This window comes from uncultured Corynebacterium sp. (assembly GCF_947253065.1).
Lineage (GTDB): Bacteria > Actinomycetota > Actinomycetes > Mycobacteriales > Mycobacteriaceae > Corynebacterium.
In genome coordinates, this window is the sequence record NZ_CAMXWS010000020.1 from 25,277 (window position 1) to 38,422 (window position 13,146).

12 protein-coding genes are annotated in these 13,146 nt (G+C 60.9%); 10 read left to right on the plus strand and 2 right to left on the minus strand.

The window, feature by feature from the left end:
- Window positions 1-6: 6 nt before the first annotated feature.
- The 4 genes from Q0X21_RS06440 to Q0X21_RS06455 all read left to right on the plus strand — a co-directional run bounded on the left by Q0X21_RS06440 (window position 7) and on the right by Q0X21_RS06455 (window position 3,818).
- Window positions 7-963 carry an ABC transporter ATP-binding protein gene (locus Q0X21_RS06440; protein WP_297851020.1) on the plus strand — a complete coding sequence of 319 codons (957 nt, stop codon included), beginning with the start codon at window positions 7-9 and terminating at the stop codon, window positions 961-963.
- A gap of 4 nt (window positions 964-967) precedes the next feature.
- The gene (locus Q0X21_RS06445) at window positions 968-1,759 is read left to right on the plus strand and encodes an ABC transporter permease (protein ID WP_297851021.1); all 792 of its coding nucleotides are present in this window, start codon (window positions 968-970) and stop codon (window positions 1,757-1,759) included.
- Window positions 1,760-1,855: 96 nt separating this feature from the next.
- On the plus strand, window positions 1,856-2,806 hold the full coding sequence (locus Q0X21_RS06450) for a heme A synthase (RefSeq protein WP_297851031.1): 951 nt from the start codon (window positions 1,856-1,858) through the stop codon (window positions 2,804-2,806).
- Between the two features lie 46 nt (window positions 2,807-2,852).
- Window positions 2,853-3,818 carry a quinone oxidoreductase gene (locus Q0X21_RS06455; protein ID WP_297851022.1) on the plus strand — a complete coding sequence of 322 codons (966 nt, stop codon included), beginning with the start codon at window positions 2,853-2,855 and terminating at the stop codon, window positions 3,816-3,818.
- A 6-nt stretch (window positions 3,819-3,824) separates the two neighbouring features.
- Here the strand turns inward: Q0X21_RS06455 and Q0X21_RS06460 are convergent, their stop codons facing one another.
- On the minus strand, window positions 3,825-4,739 hold the full coding sequence (locus Q0X21_RS06460) for a heme o synthase (protein ID WP_297851032.1): 915 nt from the start codon (window positions 4,737-4,739) through the stop codon (window positions 3,825-3,827).
- 251 nt (window positions 4,740-4,990) lie between these two features.
- Here Q0X21_RS06460 and Q0X21_RS06465 point away from each other — a divergent pair, with 251 nt between their 5' ends.
- From Q0X21_RS06465 to pgl, 6 genes are all read left to right on the plus strand, one after another.
- The gene (locus tag Q0X21_RS06465; protein WP_297851023.1) at window positions 4,991-5,173 is read left to right on the plus strand and encodes a CapA family protein; all 183 of its coding nucleotides are present in this window, start codon (window positions 4,991-4,993) and stop codon (window positions 5,171-5,173) included.
- A gap of 187 nt (window positions 5,174-5,360) precedes the next feature.
- On the plus strand, window positions 5,361-7,499 hold the full coding sequence (gene tkt, locus Q0X21_RS06470; protein WP_297851033.1) for a transketolase: 2,139 nt from the start codon (window positions 5,361-5,363) through the stop codon (window positions 7,497-7,499).
- A gap of 39 nt (window positions 7,500-7,538) precedes the next feature.
- On the plus strand, window positions 7,539-8,615 hold the full coding sequence (gene tal, locus Q0X21_RS06475; protein ID WP_297851024.1) for a transaldolase: 1,077 nt from the start codon (window positions 7,539-7,541) through the stop codon (window positions 8,613-8,615).
- Between the two features lie 103 nt (window positions 8,616-8,718).
- Window positions 8,719-10,266 carry a glucose-6-phosphate dehydrogenase gene (gene zwf / locus Q0X21_RS06480; RefSeq protein ID WP_297851025.1) on the plus strand — a complete coding sequence of 516 codons (1,548 nt, stop codon included), beginning with the start codon at window positions 8,719-8,721 and terminating at the stop codon, window positions 10,264-10,266.
- A gap of 50 nt (window positions 10,267-10,316) precedes the next feature.
- Window positions 10,317-11,252, plus strand: a complete 936-nt coding sequence (locus Q0X21_RS06485; protein WP_297851026.1) for a glucose-6-phosphate dehydrogenase assembly protein OpcA — start codon at window positions 10,317-10,319, stop codon at window positions 11,250-11,252.
- Between the two features lie 35 nt (window positions 11,253-11,287).
- The gene (pgl, locus tag Q0X21_RS06490; protein ID WP_297851028.1) at window positions 11,288-12,013 is read left to right on the plus strand and encodes a 6-phosphogluconolactonase; all 726 of its coding nucleotides are present in this window, start codon (window positions 11,288-11,290) and stop codon (window positions 12,011-12,013) included.
- Window positions 12,014-12,017: 4 nt separating this feature from the next.
- On the opposite strand, the gene Q0X21_RS06495 is transcribed toward pgl, so the two are convergent.
- Window positions 12,018-13,076, minus strand: coding sequence for an HNH endonuclease signature motif containing protein (locus tag Q0X21_RS06495; protein WP_297851029.1), 1,059 nt, complete (start codon window positions 13,074-13,076; stop codon window positions 12,018-12,020).
- Window positions 13,077-13,146: the final 70 nt, after the last annotated feature.

Consider the following 13,146-nt stretch of genomic DNA (forward strand, 5'->3'; position numbering starts at 1 on the left):
TGCGCGATGAAACCTGCACGATTTTCCGACGGCAGCGCTTCCGACGCAACACATGACGTTGCTCTCGATGTGCGCGGCGTGGTCAAAACTTTTGGGGCCATCACTGCTGTGGATGGTTTGAGCTTCACCGCCCGCCGGGGCGAAGTGCTCGCGTTGCTTGGACCCAATGGGGCGGGCAAAACCACCACCATTGAAATGTGCGAAGGGTTCACCACACCCACGAGCGGATCGATTTCCGTGCTGGGACTTGACCCACAGCGTGAGGGCGAAAAAGTACGCGAGCGCATCGGCATCATGCTTCAGGGTGGCGGGTCCTATTCCGGCATCCGTGTCAAAGAGATGCTTGATCTGACCGCTTCCTACAACGCCGATCCTCTTGATCCGGAGTGGCTCATGGACATCCTGGGTCTGAACAAGGTGGCCAAGACCACCTACCGGCGCCTTTCCGGTGGACAGCAGCAACGACTGTCGCTCGCGCTCGCCCTTATTGGCCGACCGGAGCTGGTATTCCTCGATGAGCCGACCGCGGGTATGGACGCACAATCACGGCGTGCCGTGTGGGACCTCGTCACAGCACTCAAACGCGACGGCGTCACCATCATCTTGACCACGCACCTCATGGACGAAGCGGAAATGCTCGCAGACCAGGTGGTCATCATCGATAAGGGCAACGTCGTCGCATCCGGCACTCCAGCCGAGCTCATCGACAGCGGCGCAGCGCCCGAGCTCCGCCTACATACCTCCGCACCACTCGACCTTTCGGCCGTGGGTATTAGCGCAACGCTTATCGACGACACCGACTCCCCCACCTACCGCCTCGACTCCGCCGGCGACCCACAAATCATCGCCACTGTCGCCGCTGAGGCAGCACGGCAGAATGTCCTGATCAAGCAGTTGGGCGTGCACCACCGCACACTTGAAGATGTTTTTCTCGACCTCACCGGCAAAGAACTGAGGGCCTAGAACCATGACGACTTCAGCTCAGAAGACCACCAGCGAACGTTTCGCACCGGGCACCTTTGCTCCCGCACCCAAACGGGCGAGTGCTGCCCAGATGATCGCATCGCAAGGTCGCATCGAAGCAACACTGCTGCTCCGCCACGGCGAGCAGATTTTGGTCAATCTGATCATTCCCGCAGCGATCCTCATTGGTGCGAGCCTGATTCCAGTTTTGGGTGAGAACGCGACCCTGGACCAGATCGTCACCATGGTGTTCTCCATCGCAGCGGCCTCCGCTGGGTTCACGGGGCAGGCGATTTCGCTGGCGTTTGATCGTCGATACGGCGCATTAAAGCGTACTGGCGCGTCGGGCGTTCCCGCGTGGACAATCATCGCTGGAAAAGTCCTCGGTGTTCTAGCCACCGTATTGGTCCAAATCATTGTCCTGGGCGGAATTGCTCTGGCATTGGGCTGGCGTATCTCACTGGGCGGTGCAGTACTCGGTTTTCTCACGCTACTCGCCGGCGTAACCGCATTCACAGCACTCGGACTTTTGCTCGGTGGCACCCAATCTTCCGAGGTCGTCCTAGCTGGCGCGAACTTTATTTGGCTGCTTCTGCTCGCCATCCTTGGGTGGGTTGTCTACTCCGATAGTCTTAGCGACGCAGGAGTGTGGAACCTCGTTCCTTCCGTCGCCCTAGCAAGCGCAATGGATGGAGCACTCAGTGCCGTCATCCACCCATGGGCATGGCTCGCGCTTATCGCTTGGGCCATTTTCGCCATCGCGGGAACTATCCGCTGGTTCAAATTCGACGGATAGTACGAGACTTCTTTTCTATTTTGTTTACTTCGATCACGTGAAAGGCACGATCTGACCGTGAGCACCACCACCCCAACTACCTCGTCTGCTGAATCGATGACCTTCTGGGAACGACTCAAGCAGGTCCCGACGGTGAAGACACAGCGCATCTTCGCCCTCATCGTGCTGCTCGCGCAGGCGGGCATCACCTTCACCGGCTCGCTGGTGCGCGTGACCGGCTCAGGCCTTGGCTGCAATACCTGGCCGCTGTGCCACGAAGGCTCGCTCTTCCCAGTGCCGGGCGCGAATCCACTGGTGCATCAAGTGATCGAGTTCGGCAACCGCACGCTGACATTCGTCGTGGCTGCCGCAACAATCGTGCTGTTCATCGCCGTACTCCGCGCCAGGCGCCGGAGCGAAATCATCACGCTTTCCGTCATCTCTGGCATCGGCGTTCTGATCCAGGCGATCATCGGCGGAATCTCCGTCCTCCTCGAGCTTCGCTGGTGGTCCGTGGCCATCCACTTCCTGCCATCAATGGTGCTCGTCTTCGTCGCTGCTGTGCTCTACATGCGAGTAGCCGAAGCCGATGATGTCGCACCTGAGCGACGTTTCTCCAACACTGCCCGCTGGCTCGTTGTCATCGCGGCTGTTGCCCTCAGCCTCGTGCTGATCACCGGCACAATGGTCACTGGTTCCGGCCCTCACTCTGGCGATGCAGCTGTTGGCATGGAAGGTCGCCTCGACCTGCCCACCCAGACGCTTGCCTACGTCCACGCCGCTTCCATGTACGCCTACCTTGCATTCACGCTCTTCGCGGTCTTCATTCTGCGCCGTGACAAGGCCCCGAAGGATGCGTTTAAGACCTCCATGGTGCTGGTTGCCATGATCGTGATCCAGTGGGCAATCGGGCTTGGTCAGTACTACCTGGGTGTGCCGCGTTGGACTGTCCCTATGCACATTCTCATGTCCAGCGTCGTCGTCGCCTTCACGGCGTTCCTCTACGCCCACGGCAACCGTCGTCTGCCGTTGCTGAAGTCGGAACAGTTCAACACGAGTACGTCGTAAAGCAATTCGCTTTGAGCACGGGCGCGCACGCGTAACCTGGATATGTATGAAGGCTATCCAGATCACCGAACATGGCGGCCCGGACGTGCTCACGCTTGCCGACGTCCCCGTCCCCTCCCCCAACCCCGGCCAAGTTCTGGTCAAGCTCGCCTACGCGGGTGTCAACTACATCGACACCTATTACCGCGAAGGCATCTACCACTCTGAGCTCCCGTTCACTCCGGGTCTAGAAGGCTGTGGCGAGGTCGTTGAAGACCCCGCCGGTGAAATCGCCCCTGGCACTGTAGTGGCGTGGGATTCCGCTCCTGGCTCGTACGCCGAATACGTGTGCGTCGATCGTGGACGCCTCGTCGCGGTGCCAGACACCATTCCGCCGCACATTGCTGCGACGATGCTGCTCCAGGGCATCACCGCGCACTACCTGCTGTACGGCGTGCGCGATACGCAACAAGGTGATTCGCTACTCATCACCGCCGGCGCCGGTGGTGTGGGCCTGCTGCTCACCCAGCTGGCCGCTGCACAAGGAGCCACGGTCTATTCGGTCGTTTCCACCGATGAAAAAGAAAAGCTTGCCTACGAGGCCGGTGCCACCGAAGTTTTCCGCTATAGCGACGACCTCGCTGAGATGGTGCGCCGCCGCAACGGTGGCCGCGGTGTCGACGTGGTCTACGACGGCGTGGGCAAAGACACCTTCCATGAATCCCTCGAAGCGGTCCGTCCCCGCGGTCTCGTCTGCCTATTCGGTGCGGCCTCCGGCCCGGTCGAACCGATTGATCCACAGCTGTTGAACACGCACGGATCGATCTTCCTGACCCGCCCGTCCATCGGTGCATACACCGCCAGCGATGATGAATTCCGCATGCGCGCCCAAGCCGTAGTCCGCGCTGTCGACGATGGGACGCTCAACCTCCGCGTCCAAGAGCCCTACCCGCTTGCCGATGCAGCCCAGGCCCACAAGGACCTGCAAGCCCGCAAGACGACAGGCTCGATCGTCCTGAAAGTCGCTGAATAACCTCGGCTAGCCGATGAGCTGGCCGAGGGTTTCCAGGCCCAGCACCGCGTCAACAGACAGGCCCAAGAACAAAGCCGCCAGGTAGTTATTCGACAAAATGAACAGCTTGAGCGGCTTGACGTCGCCGCCGTTCTTCACGCTGTTGTGCAGTCGCGTCGCCATAACCAAGAATGCACCACCGGACAGCAGCGCCACCGCGAAATAAATCCAAGATGCAGCCGGCACGAGCAGCAGCGACGTGATCACGGTCAGCCAGGAGTAGAAGACGATCTGGCGGGTTGTCGCAACTGGGGTCGCAACAACGGGCAGCATGGGGACTTCAGCGCGTTCGTAATCATCGCGATACTTCATGGCCAGCGCCCATGTGTGCGGCGGTGTCCAGAAGAAGATGATCATGAACAGCACGATTGCCTGCCACCACTGATCAGAGCTTCCGTCGTCGACCGCGCCACGGATCACGGCCCAGCCAACAAGCACAGGCATACAGCCGGCCGCGCCACCCCAAATAACGTTCTGCCAGGTGCGACGCTTCAGCCACTTGGTGTACACGAAGATGTAGAACCAGTTAGTCAGCAGGATAAACAATGCGGCCAGCCACGAGGAGCACACCAGCCCGAGCCACAGGACAGAAGCGATGAGCAGGGCGAATGCGAAGATCCGCGCACGCTCCTTAGTCACCTTGTGGCGCACGAGCGGACGCGCGCGAGTGCGCCCCATCTTCTGGTCGATGTCATAGTCAACGACCATGTTGAACGTATTCGCCGCAGCAGCACCCATCCAGCCGCCGAACAACGTCGCCAAAATCAGCCAGACGTGCACTTCACCGCGGTCAGCCTGCAGCATCGCGGGGATAGCGGCGACCAGCAAAAGCTCGATGACTCGCGGCTTCGTTAGCGCGAAGTACGCCTTGACGGTCTCCAACACAACTCCTCATTCAGCGCGGTTTTCTTCGTTGGGGACTAGTCGCAGCCGTGCGCGCATAAGTTCCCGCGCTTATCCGACGCCCCGTCTCCTTACGCCCTACGCATCCTAGTCCCCGCTCCCACCCGCATGAAATCACCGCGCGGGAATGAGTTCCGTGTTGTTAAATATTTGTCTATGTCCTCCCGTGTCACCACCAAACTTCTTGCGCTGCTCTCGGGAGCTGCTCTTCTTTCTGGGTGTATTGCGTAATGGGAATGCTGTACACGGGCAGCTTCGCCTCCCCGCAGGACCGTGCGAAACCGCGGATTATTGAGCGGAACGGGCTGAAGGTGGGGTTCCTTGCCTACACCTACGGCACGAACGGAATACCTGTGCCGGTTAGTGAGGAGAATACGTACACGCCCGTTGAGGTCGTCGACTACCTCGACTGAGCAGGGTGACAGAGTTGACGGGCCTGTCGCAATCCTCGCCCGAGCTTTACCACTAGTGTGTAAAGAGTTAGTTAGCTCCGACACACTGGTAAGCGAGGACACTGTGACTACCTCTTCCGATAACTCATCCCAGCCGACCACCGGGGTCTCCGACGCCGCAGCGTCGCTCCCCGTCGAGCTGCAGGCCTTGACTGTGGCCCGCTACCCGGAGGACTGGACCGCGGAAGACACCCGCGCCGTGAACACCGTGCGTGTGCTGGCTGCCGACGCCGTGGAGAACTGCGGCTCGGGCCACCCCGGCACCGCGATGTCGCTGGCGCCACTGGCATACACCCTTTACCAGCGCGTTCTGCGCCACGATCCCGCTAACCCGCGCTGGATTGGTCGCGACCGCTTCGTGCTGTCTGCCGGCCACTCGTCGCTGACCCAGTATATTCAGCTCTACCTCGGTGGCTTCGGCCTGGAAATCGAGGACCTAAAGGCACTGCGCACCTGGGGCTCCAAGACCCCGGGCCACCCGGAGTACAACCACACCGATGGTGTGGAGATCACCACCGGTCCGCTTGGTCAGGGGCTCGCATCTGCAGTGGGCATGGCTATGGCTGCTCGTCGCGAGCGTGGCCTGTTTGACCCGGAAGCAGCTCCCGGCAAGTCGCCTTTCGACCACTTCATTTACGTCATCGCCGGCGACGGCGACCTGCAGGAAGGCGTGACCAGCGAAGCCAGCTCGCTCGCCGGCACCCAGCAGCTGGGCAACCTCATCGCCTTCTGGGATGACAACCGCATTTCCATCGAGGACGACACCCAGATCGCTTTCAATGAGGACGTGCTCGCACGCTACGAGGCATACGGCTGGCAGACTCTCACCGTCGAATCCGGCGAGGATGTCGCTGCGATCCTTGAGGCCGTCGAGAAGGCAAAGGCCGAAACATCGAAGCCGACGATGATTCGCATCAAGACGGTCATCGGCTACCCTGCCCCGAACCTGATGAACACCGGCGCAGTCCACGGCGCAGCCCTCGGCGCAGACGAAGTCGCTGCCGTCAAGGAGGTCCTCGGCTTCAACGCCTCCGAGAACTTCCCGGTCGAAGACAACGTCATTGCGCACACCCGCAAGCTCGTCGAGCGCGGCGCCGCAGCGCACAAGGAATGGCAAGAGCTTTTCGACGCATGGGCTGCCTCCAACCCCGACCGCAAGTCCCTCCTCGATCGTCTCTCTGCACGCGAACTGCCCGCAGGCTGGGCTGATGAGCTGCCGACGTGGGAGCCGGACGAGAAGGGCGTGGCTACCCGTAAGGCTTCCGAAGCTGCGATCCAGGCCCTGGCAAAGACCCTGCCGGAGCTGTGGGGCGGTTCCGCTGACTTGGCTGGCTCGAACAACACCCTGATCAAGGGCGAACCGTCGTTCGGCCCGGAAGCGATCTCCACCGAAATGTTCACCGCGCACCCCTACGGCCGCAACCTGCACTTCGGTATCCGCGAGCACGGCATGGGCGCGATCATGAACGGCATCGCTCTGCACGGCAACACCCGTGTTTATGGCGGTACGTTCCTGATCTTCTCCGAGTACCTCTACCCTTCCATTCGCGTTGCTGCGTTGTCGGGTATTGATGGCTACTACGTCTTCACCCACGATTCCATCGGACTTGGCGAAGACGGTCCGACGCACCAGCCCGTTGAGACCCTCACTGCCCTGCGCGCGATCCCGGACCTGTCCGTGATCCGCCCGGCAGACGCCAATGAGACCGCCGCTGCATGGAAGGCAGCTCTCGAGGCTGACCCGCACCCAAAGGCACTCGCACTGTCCCGCCAGAACCTGCCGGTTCTCGAGGGCACCAAGGAAAAGGCCATCGACGGTGTCGCACGCGGTGCTTACGTACTCGTCGAAGCATCCACCGGCACACCTGATGTGATCCTCATGGGCTCTGGTTCCGAGGTACAGCTCGCAGTCGCAGCAGCCAAGGAGCTGGAGGCAGACGGTATTGCTACCCGCGTTGTCTCCATGCCGTCGATGGACTGGTTCCTGCAGCAGGACCGCGCCTACATCGACGAAGTCCTCCCGCGCAATGTTCGTGCGCGTGTCTCCGTCGAAGCAGGCGTGGCCATGCCGTGGTTCCGCTTCACCGGCGACCAGGGCCGAAACGTCTCCCTCGAGCACTTCGGTGCATCCGCCCCGGGTGCAGAGCTCTTCGAGCGCTTCGGCATCACCACCGAAGCCGTCGTGTCCGCAGCACACGAGTCCCTCGACTCTGTCAAGGCCGGAACCGAGACCGCTGAATCTGCCGCTGATCCGCAGCGCGGCCCAGTGCGTGGTGACGGGGTTTAAGGGACCTGGGAAACGTCGATAAGCGATAAAGGAGAAAACATGACCGCAATTGACCGCCTTGCTGAAGCTGGCACCTCGACCTGGCTTGATGATCTGTCGCGCGAACGCATCGTCAGTGGCAACCTCGCTGAAATCAAAGCCGCGAAGTCTCTGGCAGGTGTGACCACCAACCCGGCGATCTTCGCTAACGCTATGTCGTCTGGCTCCGCATACGACGAACAGATCGCCGAGCTCAAGGCCGGCAACGTCGGCGTCGATGAAGCCGTCTACGCCATGAGCGTCAAAGACGTCCAGGACGCCTGTGACCTCTTCATGGACGTCTTCGAGGCGACCAACGGCCAAGACGGCCGCGTGTCCATCGAAGTCGACCCGCGCCACGCCGATGACGAGGCAGCCACCGTAGCTCACGCCAAAGAGCTGTGGGCACTCGTGGACCGCCCGAACGTCATGATCAAGATCCCCGCCACCGACGCCTCCCTTCCCGCGATCACCCAGGTGCTCGCCGAAGGAATCTCCGTCAATGTCACTCTGATCTTCTCCGTCGACCGCTACAAACAAGTCATCGACGCCTACAACGCTGGCATCACGCAGGCAGCAGCCAACGGTCACGACGTTTCCACCATCCACTCGGTGGCCTCCTTCTTCGTCTCCCGCATGGACACCGAGGTGGACAACCGCCTCGACGCCATCGGCACCGATGAAGCACGTGCACTGAAGGGCAAAGCAGGCATCGCCAACGCGCGTCTTGCCTACCAGCTCTTCCTTGACACACTCGGCGACCTGCCGGAAGGTGCAAATAAGCAGCGCCCACTTTGGGCATCCACCGGGGTGAAGAACCCGGACTACCCAGCAGACATGTACGTCACCGAGCTCGCTGGGCCCGACACCGTCAACACCATGCCGGAGCCCACCATCGACGCAGTCATCAGCGGTGACAACGTCCATGGCGACACGCTCAACGGCACCGCCGACGATGCCCGCAAGGTATTCGAACAGCTAGCCGCTGTGGGCATTGAGCTTGACGACGTCGTTGCTGTCCTCGAACGCGAGGGCGTCGATAAGTTCGTCGATGCGTGGCAGGAACTGCTCGAATCCATGCTCGCGAATCTGAAATAGAAAAAACCTTCGTCGCGGCCGCCCTTTTGAGGTTTAATCTTCTCAATAGGAAAACGGCCGCGATACTCATACGCGGCTCACGACGCCCATCCCTGAAAGGCGAATGCCTGTGTCAAACCCGGCACCCGATGATTGGAAGAACCCACTCCGTTCTCACGCCGACCGCCGCCTCCCGCGGATTGCCGGCCCCTCCGGCATGGTCATTTTCGGAGTAACCGGCGACCTAGCCAAGCGGAAACTGCTTCCCGCCATCTACGACCTCGCCTACCGTGGCCTGCTGCCCGCCGGCTTCACCCTCGTCGGTTTCGGACGTCGCCCCTGGTCGAAGGAAGAATTCGAAAACTACGTCCGCGAACAAGTAGAAAACGGTGCCCGCACCGACTTCGACGAGCACGTCTGGGCACGCCTTGCCGAAGGCATGCACTTCGTCCAAGGTGCGTTTGACGACGACGCCGCTTTCGACAACATGGCCGCCCTCCTCCAACACATGGATGCCACCCGCGGCACCTCCGGTAACTGGGCGTTCTACCTGTCGGTTCCGCCGGAATACTTCTCTAATGTGATCGATCAGCTCGACCGCACTGGCATGGCGAAGGCGCAAGAAGGCCAGTGGCGTCGCGTGATCATCGAGAAGCCATTCGGCCACAACCTGGCCACCGCCCGCGAGCTGAACGAGACCATCAACGCGGTCTTCCCCGAGCGCGCCGTCTTCCGCATTGACCACTACCTGGGCAAAGAAACCGTCCAGAACATCCTGGCCATGCGCTTTGCCAACCAGATGTTCGAGCCGTTGTGGAACGCACAATTCGTCGATCACGTTCAGATCACCATGGCTGAAGACATCGGCCTCGGCGGTCGCGCTGGTTATTACGACGGCATTGGCGCGGCCCGCGACGTCATCCAGAACCACCTGCTGCAGCTACTTGCGCTGGTGGCCATGGACGAGCCCGTCTCCTTCTCCCCGCGCCAACTGCGCTACGAGAAGCTCAAGATCCTTCGCGCCACCAAACCCATCGGCCCGTTCGAAGAAACCACTGCTCGTGGCCAATACACCGCCGGTTGGCAGGGCTCTGAACAGGTCGTTGGCCTGCGTGAAGAGGACGGCTTCGACCCTGAATCCACCACCGAGACCTACGCTGCGTGCACCCTGGGCATCAATTCCCGTCGCTGGGCAGGAGTTCCCTTCTACCTGCGCACCGGCAAGCGCCTCGGCCGCCGCGTCACTGAGATCGCGCTGGTGTTCAAGAAGGCACCCCACGAAGCTTTCGGCCCGGGACTGACCAGCCAGCTCGGCGCCAACACACTGGTCATCCGCGTCCAGCCCGACGAAGGCATCTTGCTGCGCTTCGGCTCCAAAGTCCCCGGATCGACCCTGGAAGTCCGCGACGTCAACATGGACTTCTCCTACACCGAAGCCTTCACCGAAGAGTCCCCCGAAGCCTACGAGCGCCTCATTCTCGACGCGCTTCTCGACGAAACCGGCCTCTTCCCCACCGCCGCCGAAGTCGAACGCAGCTGGCAAATCCTCGACCCCATCCTCGACTTCTGGGCAGAAAATGGACGTCCCGACGAATACGCCGCCGGCACATGGGGTCCGTCTTCCGCCGATGAAATGCTCGCCATCAACGGTCATACGTGGCGTCGCCCCTAGTTGCCTTCCGATAATCGCTCCCTGACACCCCCGCACGAGAAGAGTCACACATGATCATCACCATGTCCGACACATCCACACGCGCCATCGGCAAGCTGCTCCTGGACACCCAGGAGAACCACTCGCTGGCCACCGGTCGTGTGCTGACGCTCATCGTCGTCGCCGACATACACGACGATGTCGAATCCATCCTGGACAATGTGCGCACCGCCTCGCATGAGCATCCTTCACGCGTGCTCATGCTGATCACCGGCAACCCCGAGAGCGAGAACGTCCTCGACGCACACGCCATCCTCGCCGATGATGCAGGGGCGTCCGAGATCATCGTGATGGACCTGCATGGGGAGTTGGCTAACAACCTGGCGTCCGTCGTCACGCCTTTGCTTCTTCCGGACACTCCCGTTGTCGCATGGTGGCCTTCAACCGCGCCGGCACGACCGGCAGACCACCCGCTTGGGCAGCTCGCGCACCGACGCATCACCAACGCCCGCGAAAACGTCGATGGCAACGCTCTGATGCGACTGGCCAACGGCTACTGCCCCGGCGACTCCGACATGCTCTGGTCCCGCATCACTCACTGGCGCGGCGTCGTCGCCTCTGCGTTAGAGCGCTACCCGCACGAGCCTGTCACCGCCGTCGAGATCGACGGACCACTCGATGATCCCAGCGTCGATATCGCTGCTGCATGGCTATCGCACTGCCTGAAGATCCCCGTGACGCGAATCTGCAGCGAACAGACCACGTCCGAGCCATCCCGCCTCTTCCCAATCCGCCGCATGACCATGACGCGCAACTCCGGACCCGTCACCGTCAGCGTCAAAGACGACAAGACCTTCCGCGTCCGCGTCCCCGGCCAGCCGGATTCATTCGTGGCCATGAGCACCCGCAGCGACGCCGACTGCCTTTCCGAAGAACTCCGCCACCTCGACCCCGATTGGGCCTACTCGCAGGCGCTGCTTTCACTGTCCGACGTGAATTTTGTCTAGAGTCATAGGACGAGACATCTAAGGAGCGATACGCAATGATTACCGTCGAACAAGTCCCCAACCTCGATGTGCTTATCGACGAAGCATCCACCCGCTTCGTCGACACCATCGCGGAGATCATCGCCTCCGACACCGGTGGTGTACATGGGGACGGCATCGCACGCGTAGTCTTCACCGGCGGCGGCGCCGGAATCAAGCTTCTCTCCCGACTGGTACGCGCCAAGAACCTCGACTGGTCCCGCATCCACGTCTTTTTCGGTGACGAGCGAAACGTCCCCGTCTACGACCCCGACTCCAATGAAGGACAGGCACGCTATGCGCTGCTAAACCACGTCCACATCCCGGAGGCCAATATCCACGGGTACCGCCCTGCGAACCGCACTCTCGAGGAAGCTGCTGAGAAATACTCCGACGTCCTCGAGCAGCACGCACCCAAGGGTTTTGACCTGCACCTCATGGGCATGGGCGGAGACGGGCACATCAACTCGCTGTTCCCGTCGTCTGCACAGCTGCAGGAAACCGAGAAGCTCGTCGTGGGTGTCGACGACTCGCCGAAGCCTCCCGCCGAGCGCATCACACTCACCTACCCGGCAATCGCACGCGCAGAGCAGGTGTGGCTGCTGGTCTCCGGTGCTGAGAAGACGGATGCGATTAGCCACCTTCTCGACGAGAAGGTCTCGGACGAATGGCCAGTGACTCGTATCCCGGGGCTCGCCAAGACAACTCTTTTTGTCACCGAAGACGCATACGCCGGCAATTAATCCGCTAGCACCCGAACAGTAGGTGCATGGCTCCGTACCGGTGGGTGTTATTCGGTACCGGTTTTCCGCGTGGTGATACCCAGATTGGGCTGCCGCGTCGTCTTCGTATGCGCCCGCGGTGTGTGCGCCATGGGTCATCATCATTAGTCCGGTTGTGATACCTGCACACCGGCGACAAATTGGCCATATTCGTCTCACCACCACGGCTCCAGGCAGTGATGTGGTGGATCTCGCAATGATCAGCAGCATGCCGGCACCCTGGCACCGGACACGTCGTCAGTGTTGCTCGGGCTAGGTCTCTTTGCTTGCTGTTGGCGAAGCGTTGGGTGCGGTACAGGTTCACCGCACCTTCCGCCGGGTGGAACAGTGCCACCTCAAGCTCAGCACCATGAAGCTGGGCAAGGTATTCCGCCCCCGTCATGGTGGTGCCATCCGACAACCCAAGAATTGTCTCATCGCCTTTCCCACCGAGGATGGAAATATGGTCTGCCAACGGGACGACCACCAATGGTCGCGGCACCGCAGAGGCCACCCCACCACCTGAACGCAACAGGCGAGTAAACGCCTCATACATCTGCGGCCCCTCTGGACGAGTGGCATCCAAATTCTGGCGCAGGGCGTGTTCAAGGGCAGCGATATCACGCTCAGAACCCGTAGCAGTAAACGACCGCTTACCTTTACGCGATTTGGTAAACCGCACCGATGTTTTCGGGGCAGGCTTGTCGGGGACTTCGACGATGTCTTTTGCGCGACGCTTCAACGTCGCGTAGTTCCCCTCCACAGACAACAGGGCCAAACGCGTCTTCCATGGATCCTTGGCCTTTTTGACCTGCTGCTCAATAAAGACCAACTGATCCAACGACTTCGACGTCGAACGCGCAATACGTACAGCGTTTGCTTGCTGGCGGGAGTGCTTGGTTTTTCCGTAGTAGGTCTCGTGAACACTGGCCCACTCGGTAACACGGTTGGGGTTAGCACCGGCATCGATAAGCAGCTGGGCATCGAAACTGCCCAGCGAGTCGATGGCGTTGGTGGCACCAACATAAACCGCGAAATCGTTCATGCCCCAAACAATAAGCAGCCGGCGCCACCAAACGCAGGGCGAAGAACCAGGCCTGTGGATAACTAAAAAA

Coding starts and splice junctions, on each gene's coding strand:
- Q0X21_RS06495 (WP_297851029.1), bottom strand. CDS start 13,076: ATGAACGATTTCGCGGTTTATGTTGGTGCCACCAACGCCATCGACTCG.
- Q0X21_RS06440 (WP_297851020.1), top strand. CDS start 7: ATGAAACCTGCACGATTTTCCGACGGCAGCGCTTCCGACGCAACACAT.
- Q0X21_RS06485 (WP_297851026.1), top strand. CDS start 10,317: ATGATCATCACCATGTCCGACACATCCACACGCGCCATCGGCAAGCTG.
- Q0X21_RS06445 (WP_297851021.1), top strand. CDS start 968: ATGACGACTTCAGCTCAGAAGACCACCAGCGAACGTTTCGCACCGGGC.
- Q0X21_RS06450 (WP_297851031.1), top strand. CDS start 1,856: ATGACCTTCTGGGAACGACTCAAGCAGGTCCCGACGGTGAAGACACAG.
- Q0X21_RS06465 (WP_297851023.1), top strand. CDS start 4,991: ATGGGAATGCTGTACACGGGCAGCTTCGCCTCCCCGCAGGACCGTGCG.
- pgl (WP_297851028.1), top strand. CDS start 11,288: ATGATTACCGTCGAACAAGTCCCCAACCTCGATGTGCTTATCGACGAA.
- tal (WP_297851024.1), top strand. CDS start 7,539: ATGACCGCAATTGACCGCCTTGCTGAAGCTGGCACCTCGACCTGGCTT.
- Q0X21_RS06455 (WP_297851022.1), top strand. CDS start 2,853: ATGAAGGCTATCCAGATCACCGAACATGGCGGCCCGGACGTGCTCACG.
- zwf (WP_297851025.1), top strand. CDS start 8,719: ATGCCTGTGTCAAACCCGGCACCCGATGATTGGAAGAACCCACTCCGT.